17 protein-coding genes and 1 pseudogene are annotated in these 21032 nt (G+C 63.8%); 8 read left to right on the top strand and 10 right to left on the bottom strand.

Features of this window, described 5'->3' with window-relative positions; translation table 11 throughout:
- On the bottom strand, positions 1-120 hold a 120-nt coding region (locus tag CAF78_RS25310; RefSeq protein WP_143515118.1), incomplete at its 3' end, for a thiamine pyrophosphate-binding protein.
- Between the two features lie 228 nt (positions 121-348).
- On the opposite strand from CAF78_RS25310, the pseudogene CAF78_RS25305 reads away from it, so the two are divergent.
- The 4 genes and pseudogenes from CAF78_RS25305 to CAF78_RS25290 all read left to right on the top strand — a co-directional run.
- Positions 349-534, top strand: a pseudogene (locus CAF78_RS25305) (methyl-accepting chemotaxis protein); the annotation flags it as partial.
- Between the two features lie 173 nt (positions 535-707).
- Complete coding sequence (locus CAF78_RS25300; protein WP_085679463.1) at positions 708-1445, top strand: gluconate 2-dehydrogenase subunit 3 family protein; 738 nt, start codon at positions 708-710, stop codon at positions 1443-1445.
- 4 nt (positions 1446-1449) lie between these two features.
- The gene (locus tag CAF78_RS25295; protein ID WP_085679452.1) at positions 1450-3228 is read left to right on the top strand and encodes a GMC family oxidoreductase; all 1779 of its coding nucleotides are present in this window, start codon (positions 1450-1452) and stop codon (positions 3226-3228) included.
- Between the two features lie 3 nt (positions 3229-3231).
- Positions 3232-4509: a cytochrome c gene (locus CAF78_RS25290; protein WP_085679449.1), complete on the top strand. Its 1278-nt coding sequence runs from the start codon at positions 3232-3234 to the stop codon at positions 4507-4509.
- A gap of 58 nt (positions 4510-4567) precedes the next feature.
- Here CAF78_RS25290 and CAF78_RS25285 read toward each other — a convergent pair whose 3' ends face one another.
- Entirely contained in the window at positions 4568-5884 is a 1317-nt protein-coding gene (locus CAF78_RS25285) for an OprD family porin (RefSeq protein ID WP_085679446.1), read from the bottom strand.
- Between the two features lie 237 nt (positions 5885-6121).
- On the opposite strand from CAF78_RS25285, the gene CAF78_RS25280 reads away from it, so the two are divergent.
- Together CAF78_RS25280 and CAF78_RS25275 are read left to right on the top strand one after the other, a co-directional pair.
- Entirely contained in the window at positions 6122-7042 is a 921-nt protein-coding gene (locus tag CAF78_RS25280) for an SMP-30/gluconolactonase/LRE family protein (RefSeq protein WP_085679443.1), read from the top strand.
- A 45-nt stretch (positions 7043-7087) separates the two neighbouring features.
- Positions 7088-8422, top strand: a complete 1335-nt coding sequence (locus tag CAF78_RS25275) for an MFS transporter (RefSeq protein ID WP_085679440.1) — start codon at positions 7088-7090, stop codon at positions 8420-8422.
- Positions 8423-8426: 4 nt separating this feature from the next.
- Here CAF78_RS25275 and CAF78_RS25270 read toward each other — a convergent pair whose 3' ends face one another.
- Positions 8427-9653, bottom strand: a complete 1227-nt coding sequence (locus CAF78_RS25270) for an MFS transporter (protein ID WP_371856877.1) — start codon at positions 9651-9653, stop codon at positions 8427-8429.
- Positions 9654-9739: 86 nt separating this feature from the next.
- Positions 9740-10417 (bottom strand): RraA family protein, encoded by a 678-nt coding sequence (locus CAF78_RS25265; RefSeq protein ID WP_085679437.1) that lies wholly within the window; start codon positions 10415-10417, stop codon positions 9740-9742.
- Between the two features lie 236 nt (positions 10418-10653).
- Between CAF78_RS25265 and CAF78_RS25260 the strand changes: the two genes are divergently transcribed.
- Positions 10654-11631, top strand: coding sequence for a hydroxyacid dehydrogenase (locus CAF78_RS25260; protein ID WP_085679434.1), 978 nt, complete (start codon positions 10654-10656; stop codon positions 11629-11631).
- An 82-nt stretch (positions 11632-11713) separates the two neighbouring features.
- Complete coding sequence (locus tag CAF78_RS25255) at positions 11714-13042, top strand: MFS transporter (RefSeq protein ID WP_085679431.1); 1329 nt, start codon at positions 11714-11716, stop codon at positions 13040-13042.
- Between the two features lie 105 nt (positions 13043-13147).
- Here CAF78_RS25255 and CAF78_RS25250 read toward each other — a convergent pair whose 3' ends face one another.
- The 6 genes from CAF78_RS25250 to CAF78_RS25225 all read right to left on the bottom strand — a co-directional run bounded on the left by CAF78_RS25250 (position 13148) and on the right by CAF78_RS25225 (position 21006).
- Positions 13148-14485 (bottom strand): amidohydrolase, encoded by a 1338-nt coding sequence (locus tag CAF78_RS25250; protein WP_256573829.1) that lies wholly within the window; start codon positions 14483-14485, stop codon positions 13148-13150.
- 191 nt (positions 14486-14676) lie between these two features.
- Positions 14677-15918, bottom strand: coding sequence for a cytosine deaminase (gene codA, locus CAF78_RS25245; protein ID WP_085679429.1), 1242 nt, complete (start codon positions 15916-15918; stop codon positions 14677-14679).
- A 4-nt stretch (positions 15919-15922) separates the two neighbouring features.
- Positions 15923-17140 carry a PucR family transcriptional regulator gene (locus tag CAF78_RS25240; RefSeq protein ID WP_085679426.1) on the bottom strand — a complete coding sequence of 406 codons (1218 nt, stop codon included), beginning with the start codon at positions 17138-17140 and terminating at the stop codon, positions 15923-15925.
- Complete coding sequence (gene codB / locus CAF78_RS25235) at positions 17137-18402, bottom strand: cytosine permease (protein ID WP_085679423.1); 1266 nt, start codon at positions 18400-18402, stop codon at positions 17137-17139. Before codB ends, CAF78_RS25240 begins: the two co-directional genes overlap by 4 nt.
- Before the next feature lie 244 nt (positions 18403-18646).
- Entirely contained in the window at positions 18647-19543 is an 897-nt protein-coding gene (locus CAF78_RS25230; RefSeq protein ID WP_085679420.1) for a DUF2950 domain-containing protein, read from the bottom strand.
- Positions 19540-21006 carry a DUF3300 domain-containing protein gene (locus CAF78_RS25225; RefSeq protein ID WP_085679417.1) on the bottom strand — a complete coding sequence of 489 codons (1467 nt, stop codon included), beginning with the start codon at positions 21004-21006 and terminating at the stop codon, positions 19540-19542. The genes CAF78_RS25230 and CAF78_RS25225 overlap by 4 nt, the downstream gene beginning before the upstream one ends.
- Between the last annotated feature and the right edge of the window lie 26 nt (positions 21007-21032).

The following is a 21032-nucleotide window of genomic DNA, read 5'->3' as shown; positions in this document are numbered from 1 at the left end:
GATCTTCGACTTGCGCAGGGATTCCAGCAGGTCGAGGTTTTCCTCACCAGGAATGCCGAACACATACTCGACACCTTCGTTTTCCAGGCATTGCACAACAACATCGGCGGCTTTGGCCATCTTTCTTATCTCACCTACGGTCATCGGGATGCGAACGCTCTGCACGGCAGGCATTCGAGCGCTCGAAACGCGGGCCACACAGTGCACTGCAAACCAATTTATTGCAATGTCGTTCTATTTTCATTCAAGCTTTCTTGCCGAACGGCCGAAAGCATTTCGCCACTATTTCCCCCATTCACTACCCAAAGGAAAGACATGCGAAAGCTTTCAATTGCGCTGCGCTCGACGCTCGCCTTCGCCAGCGCCGCCGAGGAGCAAGCCCAGGCGGCCCGCGAAGTGGACCGAAACCTGATCAACATCCGCGACCTGTCTTCGGTGTCGACCAGCCAAGCGAACCAGACGGCTTCGGCGAGCCAGGCCCTGGAACAACTGGGCACCCAGCTCAATGCGTTGGTCACGCGTTTTCGTACTTGATCCCGAGCGATCTACACATCAGCCAAAAATGGCATTTTCGCAACGTAATTCTATTTTAATGCATTGCGAGGCATAATGCCGCACGTCCATGGCCGGTCATTCCCCCCTATGAAACCAGAACAAAGATGGCCAGGGCCGAAACCGAGACTGTTCCTGAACCGAGCGAGCACCTGATGTCAGACACTCCCAACTCACGGCGCGAATTTCTGCGCCGTAGTGCCATCCTCATTCCAGCGGTAAGCCTGGTGGGCTATGCAGCCCACGAAGCGATCGAGCCGAATCCGACGCATGCCGGCACCCCTGTCGCCCCCAGCCCAAGCGCGCCTGCCGAGCCTTATCACCCAACGTACTTCACCGACAACGAGTGGGCATTCGTGAACGCGGCGTGCGCCGTGCTGATCCCTGAGGACGACGAAGGCCCCGGCGCTGTGACTGCCGGTGTACCCGAATTCCTCGACCGCCAGATGGAAACGCCTTACGCCCACGGTCGCCTGTGGTACATGCAGGCGCCATTCATCACCGACCAGCCCGCTGAACTGGGTTACCAGATGAAGCTGGTACCCCGCGAGCTGTACCGTCTGGGCATCGCCGACCTCGACGCGGCCTGTCTCAGGCAGTTCGGCAAGCACTTCGCGCAGCTCGACGAGAACGTGCAGACCCAGGTGTTCAAGCAATTGGAGAGCGGCAAGCTGGAACTGGCACGCGTACCGGCCGCCACCTTCTTCGCCCTGCTGCTGAAGAACGTCAAGGAAGGCTATTTCGCCGACCCGATGTATGGCGGCAACAAACACATGGCCGCGTGGACGATGCTCGGTTTCCCCGGCGCCCGCGCCGACTTCATGGACTGGATCGACCGCCCGAACGAGCGCTATCCACTGGGTCCAGTTTCAATCAACGGCCAGCGGGGGTAACGGTATGGCAATCAAGAAACCTGAAACAGATGCAGTCATTGTCGGCCTCGGCTGGGTGGGCTCGATCATGGCCGCAGAGCTGACTGAAGCAGGCCTGAATGTGGTGGCACTGGAGCGCGGTCCCGACCAGGACACACCCAACGACGCCAACTACCCGAAGGTGATCGACGAACTGGCGTACACCATCCGCGGCAAGCTCTTCCAGGACCTGTCCAGGGAAACCGTCACCATCCGTCACAACCCGGCCTCTGTCGCCCTGCCCTATCGTCAGCAAGGCACCTTCCTGCTGGGCAACGGCGTAGGTGGCGCCGGTTTCCACTGGAACGGCCTGAGCTGGCGCCCGCTGCCCAGCGACCTGAAACTGCGCAGCCATTACACCGAACGCTATGGCAGCAAGTTCATCCCGCAAGGCATGACCATCCAGGACCATGGGGTGACCTACGAGGAGCTGGAACCCTACTTCACCCGTTTCGAAGAAGTGGCCGGGGTGTCGGGCAAGGCTGGCAACATCAAGGGCCACCTGATCGAGGGGGGCAACAAGTTCGAAGGTGCGCGCAGCAAGGAATACCCGCTGCCACCCTTGAAGAAAGTCTATGGCGAGCAGCTGTTCGACAAGGCGGCCCGCAGCCTGGGCTACTCAACCTTCTCGATCCCTGCCGGCAACGCTTCCGCGCCCTACACCAACCCGTATGGCGTGCGGCTGGGCCCCTGCAACTTCTGTGGCTTCTGCGAAAACTACGGCTGCTACATGTACTCCAAGGCCTCACCGCAGACCACCATCCTGCCCGTGCTGCGCCAGCGCCGTAATTTCGAGATGCGCACCCTGGCCCAGGTCACCAAGGTCAACCTCGATGCGTCAGGCAAACAGGCGACCGGCGTCACCTACATCGACGCACAAGGCAATGAAGTCGAGCAACCGGCGCGCCTGGTCATCCTCAGCGCCTTCCAGTTGCACAACGTGCGCCTGCTGCTGCTGTCGAAAATCGGCAAGCCTTACGACCCGCACACTGGCGAAGGCGTCGTCGGGCGTAACTACGCCTACCAGATGCTGGGTTCGGTGACCGTGCAACTGCCCAAGGGCACCTACCTGAACCCGTTCATCGGGACCGGTGCCGGCGGCACTGCCATCGACAACTACAACGGCGACAACTTCGACCACAGCGGCCTGGGTTTCCTGGGCGGCGCCAACATCGGCCACCATCGCACAGGCGGACGCCCGATCGGCCAGACCGCCGTGGCCAAAGGCGAGCCAAACTGGGGCAAAGGCTGGAAGGGTGCAGTCACCGACAATTACCAGCGCAGCATGAACCTGTACACCCAGGGCTCGGTGATGGCGTACCGCGACACTTACCTGGACCTGGACCCGACCTACAAGGATGCCTTCGGCCAACCCCTGCTGCGGGTGACTTTCAACTGGCATGACAACGACATCCGCATGTCGCAGTACGTGACCAACAAGGCCGCCGAGATTGCCGTGGCGATGAACCCGTCGAGCTATACCGTGAACGCCAAGAAGATCGGTACGCCGTACGACACCCGCTTCTACCAGAGCACGCACACCACCGGCGGCGCGATCATGGGCAGCGACCCGAAGACCAGCGTGGTCAACCGCTACCTGCAGTGCTGGGATGTGCCGAACGTGTTCGTCATCGGCGCATCGGCATTCCCGCAGAACATCGGCTACAACCCGACCGGCCTGGTCGGTGCGCTGGCCTACTGGTCGGCCAATGCCATCCGTGAGCGCTACCTGAAAAACCCGGGCCGCCCGTTGGTGGAGGTGTAATCCATGAAGCATTTGACCCTTCCCCTGCTGACGGCACTGAGCCTGGCCATCAGCACGGCGGCAATGGCGACAACCAGCGACGACGCAGCGATCAAGCGTGGCGAGTACCTGGCACGCGCAGGCGACTGCATGGCCTGCCACACGGCCAAAGGCGGCAAGCCCTACGCTGGCGGCCTTGGCCTGGAAACGCCAATCGGTGCGGTTTACGCCACCAACATCAGCCCTGACCACCAGCACGGCATTGGCGACTACACCCTGGAAGACTTCGACAAGGCCGTGCGCCACGGTATCCGCAAGGACGGCAGCACGCTCTACCCGGCCATGCCCTACCCGTCGTATGCCAAGGTCACCGACCAGGACATCGCCGACCTGTACGCGTACTTCATGAGAGGTGTGCAGCCAGTGGCCGAAGCGAATCGCGACAGCGACATCCCGTGGCCGATGAGCATGCGCTGGCCACTGGCTTTCTGGCGCTGGACGTTCGCTCCCAAGGTTGCCACCGAAGCCGGCAGTTCGCCTGACCCACAGCTGGAGCGCGGCCGCTACCTGGTCAACGGCCTTGGCCACTGTGGCAGCTGCCATACCCCGCGTGGCATCGGCATGCAGGAGAAATCACTGAGCGACAGCGATGGTGAACACTTCCTGGCCGGCGGTGCCCCCCTGGAAGGCTGGGTGGCGAAAAACCTGCGCGGTGACACGCACGACGGCCTGGGCAGCTGGAGCACGGAAGAGCTGGCGCAGTTCCTCAAGACAGGCAGAACAGAGCGCACAGCCGTGTTCGGCAGCATGACCGATGTCATCCAGCACAGCATGCAGCACCTGACCGATGCCGACCGCCTTGCCATCGCCAGCTACCTGAAAAGCCTGCCTGCAGCGAACCCGCAACCCGTACCGGCCAAGGCTATCGCCAGCAACACCACCCAGCAGTTGAGCAACATGGACGTGAGCACCCCAGGCGCACGGACCTACATCGATAACTGCATGGCCTGCCACCGCAGTGACGGGCGTGGCTACACCGAAGTGTTCCCGGCCCTGGGCGGCAACCCGGTGCTCAATGGCAAGGAGGCGGCCTCACTGATTCACATTGTGCTGGCTGGCGGCTACCTGCCGGGCAACCAGCATGCGCCGACCGGTTATGGTATGCCCGGCTTCGCCTGGCGGCTTTCCGATCAGGAAGTGGCGGATGTTGTGTCGTTCATTCGCGCCGGCTGGGGTAACTCAGGCGCGCCGGTGAGCGCCAGTGATGTGGCCGCCCAACGCAAGGCACTTGGCAGCCACTGACCTGGCAATCAGCGAACGGTGCCGCTGATGCGGCCCCGTTCGCTGGGCTGGCCGATGCTCAGAACAGCGGCAGGGTGTAGTTGATGATCAGACGGTTCTGGTCACCATTTCGCGCGGCCTCGCTGTGCGACTCCCCATTGCGCCAAGCCACGCCAAGCCCCTTGAACGTGCCGCCCTGGATCACGTAGTCCAGCGAGAAATCTCGTTCCCATTCCGACTGCTCGGCGCCGCCGGCGGTCTGGATGTGGTCGCCTTTCAAATACATCACCGAAGCCTTCAGCCCCGGTATGCCGATGGCAGTGAAGTCGTAGCCGTACTGGGCAAACCCCGTACGCTCACCGGCCCGCGTGAAGCTGAGCAGCATCTTGTCGGTCCACAGGTACAGGCTGCTGCCGCCAGCCCCTTTGTCGATCGAACCCTGGTTGATCTGCACGAAGTTGCTATCGTCGGAGACGCTCTGATAGCCCAGGGTCAGCGAGTGGCCTTGCAGGCGATAGGTGAACGCCGCACTCCACAGGTCATTGTCGATCTCGCCATCGCCCCCTTCGGTGTAACCACCGACGGTATACCCCTGGCTACGCCCCGTGCTGCTGCCGTTGGCGCCGTCCGAGCGGGTGCGGAAATAACGCAGGTCAGTCGTCAACGAGCTGTCGTCCGTCAACACCAGGGTGTGATTGAGCCCGGCGAACTGCTGCAGGTAGTAATCCTCGAGTTGCCCGGCGTAGTACTGCAGCAGCAGGGATTCGGTGGCGCGATAGTCGGCACCGGCAAAGTTGAAACGGTCACTCTCCTGAGTCCCGCCGCTTACGGCCATGCCCGTAAGGTCAGTCGAAGCCCGGCCCCTGGCGCGATTGAGGGCACCGCCGATCAGCGTGAGGTTGTCGATGTCCTTGGACTGCAGCTGCACGCCTTGAAAGCTCTGGGGCAGTAACCGGCCATCAGAGGCCACCAGCACCGGCAGCTTGGGCATCAGCTGGCCTACGCGCAACTCGGTCTGGCTCATTTTCATCTTGGCGGTGACGCCGGCGCTGCTCCAGCTGTCCGCTGCGCCATCGCCATCGGAAGGGATCATGCTGCCGCCCTGATGCCGCCCCCTGCCGCTGTCCAGCGTCAGGCCCAGCATGGCCGTGGCGTCCACGCCGAACCCGACGACACCTTCGGTATAGCCGGAGCGCACGTCGAGCAGAAAACCCTGCGCCCACTCCTCCGTCTTGGAGGGCTGCGCCGTGCCGTCACGGTTATCGCTGTTGAAGTAGAAATTGCGCATCGACAGGTTCGCATGGCTGTCGTTGATCAGGTCGGCCTGAGCAGACAGGCCAATGATGCTGCCGCCGGTTGCCAGAGCAATGCGACAGATCGGAGATAGGGATTTCAAGAAAGATACTCCAGGGAACGTTGTTCTTATTTTTTTGAAACGGCGTTTTCTTTATATGGAGTCAGATTACCTGTACGCCGTCAATAGGCTGCGCAAAACGCCAACGAAAATTGGAGTGGCCGGTAAAATTTGCTTCACCCTTCGTCCGGTTATGGTTTATTTTGCAACGACGTTGCATTAAATAAATCAAAACAACAAACGGACGCCCTGGCGTCCCCTGGCCCTACAGGAGCGACCATGAGCTTCTTCACTGCCCCGCCCACTGTCGAAACCACCGTTTTCACACGCCTGCCCGAGCACTTGCGCAACGTGCGCCCGACCGCCTGGGCCAACGCCAACCGTCAAGGCCGCGCCATCGACTCGTTCCTCGAAGGCCCTTCGTTTGACCGCCAAGGGCGCCTGTACGTAACCGACATCCCCAACGGGCGGATTTTCCGCATTTCGCCGCAGGGCGAATGGGAGTTGGTGTGCCAGTACGATGGCTGGCCGAACGGCCTGAAGATTCACCAGGACGGGCGCATCTTCATCACCGACTACAAGCGCGGGATCATGGTGCTCGACCCGGAATCCGGCGCCATCGAAGCACTGCTCGACTCGGCCGGGTCAGAAGGGTTCAAAGGGGTCAACGACCTGGTCTTCGCACCCAATGGCGACCTGTATTTCACCGACCAGGGCCAGACTGGCCTGCAGGACGCCAGCGGCCGGGTCTACAAGCTCGACGCCAGCGGTAACCTCACCTGCCTGCTAGGCACCATCCCCAGCCCCAATGGCATTGTTTACGACCCGCACCTCAATCACCTGCTGGTCGCAGTGACCCGCGCCCAACAGATCTGGCGCATCCCGCTGGGCAATGGCTCGATCGTCGGCAAGGTGGGCGTTTTCGCCCAGCTGCATGGCGGCCTGGGCGGGCCCGACGGCCTGGCCCTCGATGCGCAGAGCAACCTGTACATCGCCCATACCGGTTTCGGTTCGGTGTGGAAGCTGTCGAAAGTCGCCGAGCCGCTGCAGCGCATCGTTTCCTGCGCCGGCATCAGCAACACCAACCTGGCCTTTGGCGGCGACGACGGGCAGACCTTGTACATCACCGAATCCGAAACCGGCAGCATCCTGCAGGTGCGCACCACAGCGCCTGGGCTGCCCATGTATTCCCACAGCTGATCCAGCCCCTGTCAGGGCACACAACAACTACAAAAGAGTGACGACATGACCCACGAAAACACCACCGCCCAGGCGCCGCTCAGCGACGCCGAGGGCGAACGGCTGATGCGCCGCATACTCTGGCGCCTGGTGCCGTTCATCTTCATCTGCTACGTGATCAGCTACCTGGACCGCACCAATGTCGGCTTCGCGGCCATCAGCATGAACCAGGACCTGGGCCTGACCGCAACCATGTTCGGCTGGGCAGCCGGCCTGTTCTTCTTCGGCTACTTCATGTTCGAGATCCCCAGCAACCTGCTGATGCAGCGCTTCGGCGCTCGGGTATGGATTGCGCGGATCATGATCACCTGGGGCCTGATCTCCATGGCCACGGCGTTTGCCACAGGGCCCATCAGTTTCAGTATTGCGCGCTTCCTGCTGGGGCTTGCCGAAGCAGGCTTCACCCCCGGTGTGTACCTGTATTTCACCTACTGGTTCCCCGGGAAATGGCGGGCGAAAGCGACCGCTGCTTTCCTGCTGGGGATTCCCGTGGCCAACATCGTCGGCTCGCCCCTGTCCGGCTGGCTGATGGAGCAGCACGGTGTGTGGGGCCTGAAGAACTGGCAGCTGCTGCTGGTCACCGAATCGATGCCGGCCGTGCTGCTGGGCATCGCCTGCCTGTTCGTGCTGGTTGATACCCCGGCCAAGGCAAAATGGCTCAAGCCCCGGGAAAAAGCCTGGCTGACCCAGCGCCTGGCCCAGGAGCAACAGGCCATTGGCGCATCCCATGGCAACACCCTGCGCGCCGCACTGACCAACCCCAAGGTGTTCACCCTGGCGACCATCAACTTCTGCTGCATCGTCGGCTCGATCGGGATTGGCATGTGGCTGCCGCAGATCATCAAGGGCCTGGGTATCGACAGCGGCGTGGTCGGCTTCGTGGTCGCCCTGCCCTACGTGCTCGGCGCGCTGGCCATGACCCTGTGGGCACGCCTGGCCAACCGCAGCCAGCATCGCCTGCCCTATGTGGTCAGCGCGCTCGCATTGGCCGCTGCGGCCCTGGTGGCTGCCGCCCTGATTGACCAGCCGGTGTTGAAGATCGCCAGCCTGTGCGTGGCGGTGGCGAGCATCCTGTCGTTCCAGGCAACGTTCTGGGCGATACCGTCGACCTTCCTGACCGGTCGCGCCGCCGCTGGCGGCCTGGCGATGATCGTCTCGATCGGCAACTTGGGCGGCTTCACAGGCCCGTTCCTGATCGGGCTGATCAAGGACGCCACTCATAGCTTCAGCATGCCGTTCTTTGCTGTTGCTTCAATTCTGCTAGTGGGCACCTGCCTGATGCTCTGGCTGGGCGACCCGGCCAAGCAGCAGACGACGCACGGTCAAGGCCAAGCCGCCTGACCGCTCAACCTCGGCGCCGCACGCCGTACTGAACCAGCAACCCCGCCACCAAGGCCCCGCCGGCGATCCCCAAGGTCGCCGGCGCCCCCCAGCGGGCCGCGATCAGGCCCGCCGCCATGCCACCCAAAGCCTCGAAACCAAAGCGCATGGCGATGTAGAAAGCGATCACCCGGCCACGCAAGTGGCTAGGCGCGCCGCTTTGCAGCTGCATGTTGGTACTGACATTGCTCAGGGTAATGCCAAAACCCAACACCCCCAGCGCCAACAACGCCAGTGGCAGCGCCCCGGCCATCCACAGCCCGACCAGCGCCACCGCGCACAGCAATGCACCGGCATCGGTGAACTGGCGCAGGCGCGGCAAGGCGCCGCCGACTGCCAATACCAGCGTGGCCACGAACGCACCCGCGCCCGCCGCCCCCCATAGCCAGCCAAGCACGCGTGCATCGCCCGCGAAGACCGCCCTGGCCAGCACCGGCAGCAGTGCCGCGTAGCAGGACGCCAGCAGGTTGACCATGATCACATTGACCAACAGCTGGCGGACGTTGCGCGCCTGCCACATGTAAGCAAGCCCTTCGCGAAACACCTGGGTGGTGGAACCACTGGCCTTTGGGCCGGCAGTGCCGCGCACTTTCAGCAAGCCCCCGAGCAAGGCCGGGAAAGCCACAGCAGTAAGGGCGAAGCAAGCTGCCTCACCGGCCAGGGCAATGAGCCCGCCAGCCAATGGCGGGCCAACGAATCGTGCGGCATTGATCAACATGGCATTGAGCACGAGCGCGTTCGGCAGGTCGGCCGGGTCGTCGACGAAACTGCCGATCAGCGCTTGGCGCAGAGGGGCTTCCAAGGCATTGAGCAAGCCAAACAACAATGCCATGGCTGCAATGAACGGACCATCGACCCAGCCGCGCCAGGTTGCGACCGCCAGCACCAGTGACTGCACGATCAGGATCAATTGCACGATGATCAGCAACCGGCGCTTGTCGTGCCGGTCGATCCAGGCGCCCGCCAACGGACCGATGAGCAGTTGCGGTGCCAGGGAAAGAAAGGTGATCAGCCCCAGCAGCACGGCGGAACCGGTCAGGTGATAGGCCAGCCAGGCCAATGCGACCTGCTGCACCCACTTGCCCAGCGTGGAAACGCCCTGGCCGGCGAAGTAGATCTGAAAGTTGCGATGAGCGAGCGCCCGCACGGCGGCGGGCCAGCGCTTGCGATGCGGTGACGATGAATCGGACAAGTCTGCGAATCCTCAGTAGACCGGCGACCGACACCAACCCATCAGCCGCTGCGCACCCCATCGCAAGGTGCGCAGCGCATGCTGGATCAGCCTGGCAGCAGGCAGCCTTTCTTCTTCAAGGACTCCAGGACCCAGGAACGGTCGTTGGTGCCTTGGGCAATTTTTTCCATCTGCGCGGTTTCGGCGGTGTGCTTGGCAGTGGCGCCCGCGTAGACCTCTGCAATGTGGTCGTAAGGCACGCACAGCAGGCCGTCGTCATCACCGATCACCAGGTCACCCGGCTCGATCACCATACCATCAATGGCAATCGGCACGTTGATCTCGCCCGGGCCGTCCTTGTAAGGACCACGGTGCGAAACGCCCGCAGCGAACAACGGGAAGTCACCCGCGCCGATGTTGGCCGCATCGCGGATGGCGCCGTTGATCACGATACCAGCCAGGCCACGCTTGACCGCGTAGGCCACCATCATTTCACCGATCAGGGCGTTGGTGAGGTCGCCGCCGGCATCCACCACGATCACGTCGCCCGGCTGAGCGATGTCGATCGCGTAGTGCAGCATGAGGTTGTCACCAGGGCGAGCCTTGACGGTCAGGGCCGGGCCGCACAGCACGCCTTCGCGATGCATCGGGCGCAGGCGGGCACCCCCTGCAGTCATGCGGTTCATCGAGTCGCTGACGTTAGCGACCGGAACCTCACGGTAACGTGCAACCCACTCATCGCCGACTTTACGTGCGCGCTCAAGCACTTGGAAGCCAATGCTCATGTGACATACCTCTCTTGGTGTTATTCGATGTCATCGGCCGTTGCCGAATCTGTTTTTTAGAATGTCATTTCATTACGAGCATGGCAACGGATTTTTGAAGCCTAACTTTTGACGGCGACGAGCTGTATTTTAAATTTCTTGCAACAGCGTTTCATTATGATAGGGTTTAGCCCATTGCCGCAGATGATCGGCAGACTGCCCCCTGAAATGCCCCTGACAAGAACAAGGTGTCCACGATGTCCCGTACCATTCTGCTGACCGGCCCAGAGCTTGCCGCCGAGGCCATGAACCTTGCCGCCGAACAGGGCGTCAGAATCGTCCCCACTACGCCCTACCTGCCGGCCGAAGAGCTGGAAGCCATCATTCGCGCCGAGCAACCCGATGCCATCGTGGTGCGCCAGGGCAAACTGACCCGTGACATGATCGAGGCTTCGGCCAACCTGAAAGTGATCGCCAAGCATGGCGTGGGCTTCAACACCATCGATATCCAGGCCGCTGCGGACCGCAGCATCCCGGTATCGATCGCCGTAGGCGCCAATGCCCAGTCGGTGGCGGAACTGGCTTTCGCCCTGATGTTCAGCGTGGCCCGTCAAACCGCACTGCTGGATGCGCGCATGCGTGACGGGCATTGGGACAAAGCCTCGGCCAACGGCATCGAGCTGTCGGGCAAGACCTTGGGGCTGATTGGCCTGGGTTCGATCGGCGGCATCCTGATGGACCTGGTGGCGCCGCTGCGCATGAAGGTCAAGGTGTTCGACCCCTACCTCAAGCAACTGCCGGAGCGCCCGCATGTCGAGCGTGAAGCGGATTTCGATCGCCTGCTGGCTGAAAGCGATATCATTAGCCTGCACTGCCCGCTGACCGAGACCAATCACAACCTGATCGGCGCTGCCCAGCTCGAGCGCATGCGCCCAGGCGCCATCCTGATCAACACCGCCCGGGGCGAACTGATCGACACCAACGCCCTGGTCAAAGCGCTCAGCGAACGCCGCATCGCCGGTGCCGGCCTGGATACCTTCAGCCCCGAGCCGCCGCCTGCCGACAGCCCGCTGTGGGGCTTGCCGACCCTGGTCGCCACGCCGCATGTCGGCGCCAATACCAGCGAGGCCCGTGACCGGGTAGGCCTGGTAGCGCTGAAACAGGTTCTCGATGTCTGGGCGGGCAATGCCCTGGACCCGCGTTGCGTGGTCAACCGCCACCTGTTCGCCAGCTGATCGCACTCCCTCGCGTGCCTCCTCGTGAGTGGGGGCACGTTCACAACGCGTCACTCCAGAAAAAAAACAATTGGAGAGCACAATGACTTCAGCAACATCCCTGCCGGATGAACTCGAACGCAGCACCATGCGCCGCGTCGCCTGGCGCCTGCTGCCCTTCCTGATCGTCTGCTACCTGATCGCGATCATCGATCGAGGCAACATCGGCATGGCTTCCCTGCAGATGAACGAGGACCTGCAGCTCACGGCCAAGGTCTTCGGCTTTGCCAGCAGCCTGTTCTTCTTTGCCTACTTCCTGATCGAAGTGCCCAGCAACCTGGCCATGCAACGCTACGGCGCACGCATCTGGATCGCCCGCATCATGATCACCTGGGGCCTGATCTCGGCAGGCACGGCATTCGTCCAGGGCGCCAACTCGCTGTACGTGATGCGCTTTCTGCTCGGCGCTGCAGAGGCCGGGTTCTTCCCGGGCGTACTGCTTTACCTCACCTACTGGCTGCCGTCGGCCTACCGTGCGCGCATGGTGGCGCTGTTCATGGTGGCGATCCCTGCCGCCAACTTCATCGGTTCGCCGCTGTCGGGCCTGCTCCTGAGCCTGGATGGCTGGATGGGCATGCGTGGCTGGCACTGGCTGTTCATTCTCGAAGGCATCCCTGCTGTCCTGCTGGGCATCGCCTGCCTGTTCGTGCTCACCGATCGCCCCGAGCAGGCCAAGTGGCTGAGTGAAGAGCAGCGCGGCTGGCTTACCCGGCGCCTGGCTGATGAAGCCTCGAAAAAGACCGCCATCGGCCATATCTCGTTGTGGAAGCTGCTGCGCCACAAGGACATCTGGATACTGGCGCTGATCTACTCGGGCGCTTCTGCCGCAGGCAGCACCATGAGCGTGTGGGCCCCGCAATTGCTGAAGACCTTTGGCCTCAGCGCCATGGAAATCGGCCTGGTGAACGCCATCCCGTATGGCATCGCCTCGGTGCTGATGATCATCTGGGGTCGCAGCTCCGACCGCACCGGCGAGCGTCGCTGGCACACGGCGATGACCATGCTGCTGATCGCAGCAGGCCTGCTGATGACCTTGTTCACCTCGTCGCTGCCGGCAACGGTCGTGATGCTGACCATGGTCCTGGTGGGCGCCTACTCGATGAAAGGGCCGTTCTGGGCACTGGTGTCGGGCTGGCTGTCTTCCTCCACCGCTGCTGCCGGCCTTGCAGCCGTGGGCGCCATGGCCAACCTGATCGGCGGAGGCCTCATGGTCAATGCCTATGGCGCCATTCACGATGCCACCGGCAGCTACGCCCTGGCGCTGATGCCGTTGGCCGCGCTGTGCACCGTGGCCGGTATCGCAGTACTGGTAATCGGCCGCAAGCGCCAGCGCGAGCAAGCTGAAGCCGCCAGCGCTGTCAGCGCCAAGTAATCCGCAAACGCTGCACATCGATGCCCACGTTCCTCTCTGAGGAGCGTGGGCATGGTCATTTCATATACAAAAATCAGCCGCCCACGTTGATAGCAACGATCAGCGCTACGGCTTGCCAGCCTGCTGCGCCAGGAAGTCCACGGTCACACCCGACAACGCCCGTGCCCCCACGATCAGCGCGCTTTCATCCACGAAGAAGCGCGGGTTGTGGTTTGGCGCGGCCTTGGCCGGGTCCTGCCCTTGCGGCGTGACCCCGAGGTAGAAGTACAACGCCGGCACCTGCCCGGCGAAGAACGAAAAGTCTTCCGACGCGCCCACCAGCGGTGATGTCGCGACCTTGCCATGGGCCGCGCGCCCGAGCACCGGCGCCATGCGTTCAGCCAGTTGCGCGTCGTTCATGGTCACATCGTAGGCCGGCACGATGGACACCTTGGCCGTGGCCCCGGCGCTCTCGGCGATTTTCTCGGAGGTCAGTTTCACATCGGCGGCCACCTGCGCACGCACGCCCGGGTCGTAGGTGCGAATGGTACCGGCCATGTCGACGCTTTCCGGCACGATGTTCGGCGCGCTGCCACCTTGCAGCATGCCCACGGTCACCACCGCCGGCGACTGGGTCAGGTTGGTGCGGCGGCTGACCACGGTCTGCAAACCGGTGATCACCTGCGCCGCGGTCACCACTGGGTCCACGGTGTTCCAGGGCATGCCGCCATGGCCTTGTTTGCCGATGACCTTGATATCGAGGTCGTCACTGCTGGCCGTGGTCGCCCCGGAGCGCCAGCTCAGTTGCCCCGAAGGCCCAGGCATCACGTGCACGGCGAACACCGCGTCGGGCTTGAGCTTGTCGAACAGGCCTTCCTGCAGCATCAGCTGCGCGCCCCAGCGGCGCCCTTCCCCGCCCTTGACCAGGCTGGAGCCTTCTTCGGCCGGCTGGAAGATGAACATGACCTTGCCCGGCAGGCTGTCGCGCATGCCCGCCAGCACCTGGGCAGTGGCCATGAGCATGGCGGTGTGGGTGTCGTGGCCGCAGGCGTGCATCACATCCACGTCCTGGCCATGATAGGTGCCCCGTGCGGTCGAGGCGAAAGGCAGCCCGGCAGGCTCCTTGACCGGCAAGGCGTCCATGTCGGCGCGCAGGGCCACGGTCGCACCGGGCTTGCCGCCTTGCAGAATGCCGACCACGCCCGTGCGACCGACGCCGGTGTGCACTTCCATGCCCAGCTTCTGCAAATGCTCGGCGACCAGCTTGGCCGTGCGGGCTTCCTGTTCACCGAGTTCCGGGTGCTGATGGATGTCGCGGCGCCAGGCAATCATCTGCGGCTCGACCTGTGCGACACGGGCAAACGCCTGTTCCTCGAGCGGGTTGTCTTGGGCGTGCACGGTGCCGGCCAGCGCCAGCATGGCCAGGCACAGCGCGTTCAAGGGTACAGAAGATCTAGCAGGCATTTTCGGGGATCCAGGCAGGTCGCTCGGCAGTAGCATCACGCCGACGCTGATGATTGTTCTTGGGAGGGGCGACCTTAACAATCGCTTAGTTTGCTATCAATGAGCCTGGCGTACGGGTGTGTTTCAGCAATGCGTCTGGACAAGACCCGCGCGCCATGACGCGCGGGTTTCGTTACCGCTTGCCAGCGCTGTCAGGCAAAACGTTCGACTTGTGCAGGCGTGCGGCGCATCAGCACCTTGCCGTTGCGCACCGACACCAGCGCATGGCCCTGGCTGCGGACCATCTCGTAGTCATCCGGTGCCGACAGCAGCAGCAGGTTGGCCGGCCGCCCGACCTCGATGCCATAGCGCTCGCCAAGGTTGAGGGTGCGGGCGCTGTTGTCGGTGATCAGGTCCAGGCTGCGTTGCAGGTCTTCGTAGCCGAGCATGTGGCAGATGTGCAGCCCGGCTTCGAGAATGCGCAGGATGTTGCCGTTGCCCAGCGGGTACCACGGGTCGACGATGGAATCCTGGCCGAAGCACACGTTCATCCCGGCGCGGTCGATTTCGGCCACGCGGGTCAGCCCGCGGCGCTTGGGGTAACCGTCGAAGCGCCCTTGCAGGTGGATGCTTTCGGTGGGGCACGAGACGAAGTTGATCCCCGACATTTTCAGCAGGCGGAACAGCTTGTAGCAGTAGGCGTTGTCGTAGGAACCCATGGCCACGGTGTGGCTGGCCGTGACCCGCGCCCCCATGCCACGCACCCGCGCTTCTTCGGCCAGCACTTCGAGGAAGCGCGACTGCGGGTCGTCGGTTTCGTCGCAATGCACGTCCACCAGGCAGCCGGTGCGCTCGGCCAAATCCATGAGGAACTTGATCGACGCCACGCCCTGGTCGCGGGTGTTCTCGAAATGCGGAATGCCGCCGACCACATCGGCGCCCATGGCCACCGCTTCGGTCATCAGTGCCCGGCCATTGGCGTACGACTCGATGCCCTCCTGGGGGAAGGCGACGATCTGCAGGTCGACCAGATGGCGCACTTCTTCGCGCACCTCGACCATGGCCTTGAGCGCAGTGAGCTTGGGGTCGGTGACATCGACATGGGTGCGCACGTGCTGGATGCCATGGTCCACCAGCATTCCGATGGTCTTCGTGGCGCGGGTCTTGATGTCGTCGTGGGTGGTGATTTCCTTGCGCTCGGCCCAGCGTTCGATGCCTTCGAACAAGGTGCCGCTCATGTTCCACTTCGGCTCTCCGGCGGTGAGGGTGGCGTCGAGGTGGATGTGCGGCTCGACGAACGGGGCCACCACCAGGTTCTGTTGGGCGTCCAGGTCATCCGGGCTGGCCAGGGCGGCGACGTCGGCCTGTGGCGTGATGGCGGCGATGCGCTCGCCGTCCAGCTCGATGCGGAACAGGCCGGTCTTGCCACGCAGGCGGGCGTTGATGATGTTCATGGCGTTACTCCTTAGCTTGGTCTTCGTTCATGCGCCATACCAGCATGGCGACGGAAGCGTTCATGCGAAACAGCGGGTCGTCGAGGGACTGCCCGCTCAGTTGTTCGATGCGCTGAATGCGTTGGTTGATGGTGTTGCGGTGCAGGCCCAAGCGCTGCGCCGCCTTGAGCCCGTTGCCGTTTTCCTTGAGCAGGGCATCGAGGGTGTGCACCAGCACATGCGGCTGCTTGCGCCCGGGGGTGATCAGCGGGCCGAGGGTCTGGGCGACGAAATCGTCGATCAGCGAGCGGTCGACGATACCTTGCAGCAGGCGCAGCACGCCCAGTTCGCTAAAGTCACAGAAGCCGTTGGCCGGGTGCAGGTGCTGCGCCACCTCCAGGGCCTGGCGCGCCTCGCTGAGCGCCTGCCGATAGTTTGCGCAATCACCGGCCAGGCTCGACAGGCCCATGTACAGGGCCAGCTCCCCGACCACCGCGCTCAACTGCCGGTGCAGCGCGCCCAGGGTCACCGACAAGTCGGCGGCATCCGCCAGCAACAGTACCTGCAGGTCGCCAGGCAACTGCGCCGTCACCGTCCCCGGCCGCTCGCGGCACCAGGCTTCGAGCTGGTCTTCCAATGCCTGCCGTATGGTCTGCCAGAGGCGCTCGCCCTGGGCCAGACCATGGCGCTCGAACAACTGCTCGACGTGCAGCAGGCGCAGCGCCACCACCCGGCGCGGCTCATCCAGTGCCAGCTCAAGGTGCGCGGCACGCTGGCGGGCGATGGCCAGGCTTGGATAGTCGCCACTGAGCAACTGGCCGAGGATGTCGTCGCGCGACCGGCGCACCTGGTTCATCTGGACCAGGGCCGTGCCGATCAGGTGGGTCACCACCACCATCTTCAGGGCGTAAGGCTGCTCGATCAACGGCAGGCCCAGTTGCTCGGCGCGGGCAACCACGGCGTGCGGGATGGCCTGGATGAAGGTGCCGCCGGTGAGGATCACCATCCCGGCAATCCCCACGGCCTCGCCGTCTTCGACCAGGCTCAGCAGGTTGGCCTCGCCACGCGGGTGGTTGATGCCGGTGACGAACACCAGTTCACCGCCCATCACCCATTCGGCGATGCCTTCGTTCTCCGCCACGTAGGGCCAGCGCACCCGCCGCTGCAGGTTGCGCGCGCCAGCACGCACGGTCATTTCCTGCAGGCCCGGCAGTTGCAGGATCTCGTCCAGCGCCAGGCTCACGGCTCGATGCCCGCCTGGCCCAGCTCCCGGCGCCGGCCACTGAGTTCAAGCATGACGATGTAGCACAGGGCCGAGGCGCCAATGCCCACCAGCGGCGCGACCCAAGGCGAGGCGTAGGCCAGCACCGCACCCAGCGCGTAGGCGCCCAGCCCCATGAAGTTGTAGCGCGGCAACTGCACCGAGGCCAGCGCAGGGTACTTGCCACGGTGGCGGTACCAGAAGTCGGCCATGATCACCCCGCCCACCGGCGGAATGATCGAGCCCAGCAGCACCAGGAACGGGATCAGCAGTTCGTACATGCCTCCGATCGCCAGCACGATGCCCACCGCCGCCGCCACCAGCGTGGCAGTGCGTCGACGCTCGCTGCGCAGCAGATGGCAGGCGGCTGCCGAAACGTTGTAGATGGTCGGCCCCTGGATGGTCCAGAGGTTCAGGCAGAGCATCACCACCGCCGCGAACGACAGGCCTTGCAGCATCATCACTTCGACGATGTCGGCCTGCTGGTAGACCATCGCGCACCAGGCCCCGGCCACCACCATCAGGCCGTTGCCGAGCAGGAAGGCGACGATGCTGGCCACCACCGCCACCCGCCCGCTGCGCGACAGGCGGGTCCAGTTGGTGGCCTGGGTGGCGCCGCTGGCGAAGGTGCCGAAGACCATGGTCACTGCGGCCGAGAAGGTCATGGTTTCGTGCGGCACCACCGCCGCCAGGCCGGCAAAGCCACCGGCATCGGCAGTGGCGATGTACATCGACACCAGCAGCAGCGCGAACATCAGCGGCACCGACACCCGCGACAGCAGGTCCAGGCCCTTGAAGCCGATGATTGCGGTGATGCTGAAGCCCAGGCCGAACAGCACCATCAACGGCACCGTGAAACCACCCGCCAGGCCCAGCAGCTTGACCAGCACGATCGCCACGGTCGCGGTGCCCCAGGCGTACCAGCCCAGTTCGGCGAAGCCCAGGATGAAGTCGGACAGCCGGCTGCCCGCCTCGCCGAAACAGAAGCGCCCCATCAGCACGGTGTTCAACCCGCTGCGCGAGGCGATGAAGGCCAACGCCGCGGCATACAGCGCCAGCAGCGTGTTGCCGATGGCGGCGACCCACAGCATGTCGACAAAGGTGAAGGCCATGCCCAGCTTGCCGCCAGCGAACATGGTGCCGGTGAAGAAGGTAAAGCTGAACAGCACCATGGCAATGGGCAGCAGCCCCTTGCGCGATGATCGTGGGGCTTCGCAAAGCGGGAATTCGGTAGGTGAGCTCATGGCACGGTGCTCCGGGTTGTCGTTGCGACAGCAGGGAGCAATATGCGGGCCGCTTTTGCCAACCGCGAAAAACGGGAAATTTGCAGGCAATCGGCACAACCATCCCTGTTCAACCTGCACACTCTTATGCCGATTCAGCGAAACAAACCTGTGCGCCAAGACCTGTTTTGAGGCGAGCATGCACCAAGGCGGAACAGTGCTGGGTAGTTTTCACCCAGCCTCCGCTGCGGGCGCTGACCGGCCCTCATTCGCTGGCGTCGACGTCGACTTCTTTCCAGCTGTCATTCGGGTCGAAGCGCTTCATCGCTTTGGCAATCTTGTCGCCCTGCGGCCCCAGGTCCTTTTCGAACACCTGCCCGTCATGGCTGATCATGAAGCTCATCACCCCGGTGTCGGCGTACTTCGCCGGCCAGGCGACCAAAGCGAAACCGCGGCTCATCTGGTTACCGATCAGGTAGCTGTAGGCGCCGCCCGGTGCTGACGGGCCCTGGCCATCTAGGATGCGGAAGTGGTAGCCGTACCAGGCGTCACCCACCACGTCCTTGCCGAACAGCGGCCCCAGCGGGCTGATCTCGCCGCCTTCTTCGTCTTCCCAGAACAAGCCGTCATGCTTGCCGGGGGTGCTGAAGATCTGCTGGGCATATTCCAGCGCGCCGTTGCCGTTGCGGTCCTTTGAGGCGTAGTCCATCTGCGCGTCGTGATAGGCAAGCACCGACTGCAAGGCCGCCAGTTCGTTGCGGCCGATGCGCCGGGCGCGGATTTCGGCGCTGCCGGCCTTGAGGTCGAAGCGCCAGCCGTTGGCGGCCCTGGTCAGCGGAATGGGCAAGGTCCAGTGCTCGGGGCCCACCGCCAGGATGGCCTTGCTGTCGCCCTGCTTGTCGATCTGATGCCGGGCCTTGTACTGTTCCAGGAAGGCATCGACGTCACTGCGCTGCACACCTTCGCGGGGTATGTAGGTGCGCCAGTCATCACCCAGCAACTGCGCCAGGCGCGCTTCGTCGGCGTGCTCGACGCCCAGCGCCTGGACAAACGATTCGACCGCCTTTTCCGGGGTCGGGAATGCTTCCTGCGCAGCGGCCAGGTTGGCCCAGGCCATGCCCAGGCCGATCAGCACTGCAGCAACCGTGGTCTTGTTGTTCATCGACGGCCACCTCCCCCACCGCGACGTGCCGGCGCACTGGGCCGGGATATCTGATGCCCGGCCGCACGCGAGGCGCTGGGCCGCTGGGCGAAAGACTGGCTGGTGCGGCCGCGGTTGGCCTGCGCCGTGGTACGCGATGCTGAACGAACGCCGTCGAAGGCATTGTTGCGGGCCCGGCCTGCGGTGTTGCCCGGGCGGTTCTGCACGGTCTGACGGGCCTGGCCTTCACCCTGCCGACGCTGGCTGACCTGGTTGCGCGCCTGCGCGTTGTCGCGGGTGGTGTTGCGCGGCTCTGCGCGGCGGTCGGCGGGGCGCGCATTGTTGTTGGCGCCTTGCACGCGGTTGCCCACGCCGCCTTCGGCCCGCGCCTGGCGTGCACTGTCGCGGGCTTCGCGGTTGCTGGTGGCCGGGCGCTCGATACCCGCCCGGTCCATCGAGCTGCGGGCGCGATCACGGGCCTGGGCACGCTGGGCATCATCGCCACGGAACGCGGCGCGCTGATTGGCGCCGTCGAGCTGGCGGCCGTATTGCTGGCGGCTGCGGTTGTCGCGGTAGGGCACGCCGTCACGGTGCACGGGGTTGTGCTGCCACTTGTTCTGGATGTTGGTGATGCGGTTGTTGCCGTTGATGTTGTTGTAGCGGTTGACGTCGATATCGACGTCGCCGTTGTTCCAGTCGCAATCGCCCCACACCGAATCGATGATCGCCACGCCGGCGCCAAACGCCAGCCCGGCCATCAGCGCGGTGCCCGCGTAGTACATCGGCGACGGCGGGTAATACACCGGCGGTGAGGCAGGATAGGCCCAGGTGCCGTAAGTGGTGGTCGGGTTGTAGGTGGGCACATACACCACCTGCGGGTCGGCCGGCTGAATGATGATGGTGCTGGTCGATGAACTGCTGGCTGGCGCACTCTGCGACCCGCCCGAACTGGCCGCAGCCGGCGCCGCTGCGGGCGCGGCCTGCACCGTGACGTTCTGGTACTGGTTGCTGGTCAGGTTGCCGGCCGCCTGGGCCTGGTGGCGCAGGCGCTGAACGCCGGCCATCACGTCATCGGGTTGGGCCAGGAAGGCATCACCCAGCCGCTGGACCCAGACCGGGTCCTGGCCGAGTACCACCAGCACCTGCGGGAACGCCACCAATGATTGCACGCTTGGGTCCCAGGTCTGGTTGGCCACCTGCTTGACCGCGTCATCGCCCTGGGCCTTGGGGTTGGCCTTGGACCAGGCCACCGCTTCGGTCACCTCCCCTGGGTAGGTCGACGCCATCAACACCTGGGCCAGCAGCGGATCGGGGTACAACGCGATCGGCGCGAGCATCTGGTCGAGCTGCTCCTGGTTGAACACTGCCTGCTTGGCTTCGGCAGGCGCCGGGTCTGGGGCCGGCAAGTCTTCGGCCAGTGCCAGGCTGGTAACACCGTTAAGGCACAACACTATCGACATGACACCTAACAATGGCATGCGCATCGCAGTTCCCCATCTGGCCATACCGC

Source organism: Pseudomonas sp. R28(2017), from assembly GCF_002112505.1.
Classification (GTDB): Bacteria; Pseudomonadota; Gammaproteobacteria; order Pseudomonadales; family Pseudomonadaceae; genus Aquipseudomonas.
The sequence above is the reverse complement of the archived record's forward strand: the minus strand, read 5'-3'. Positions and strand labels throughout refer to the sequence as shown.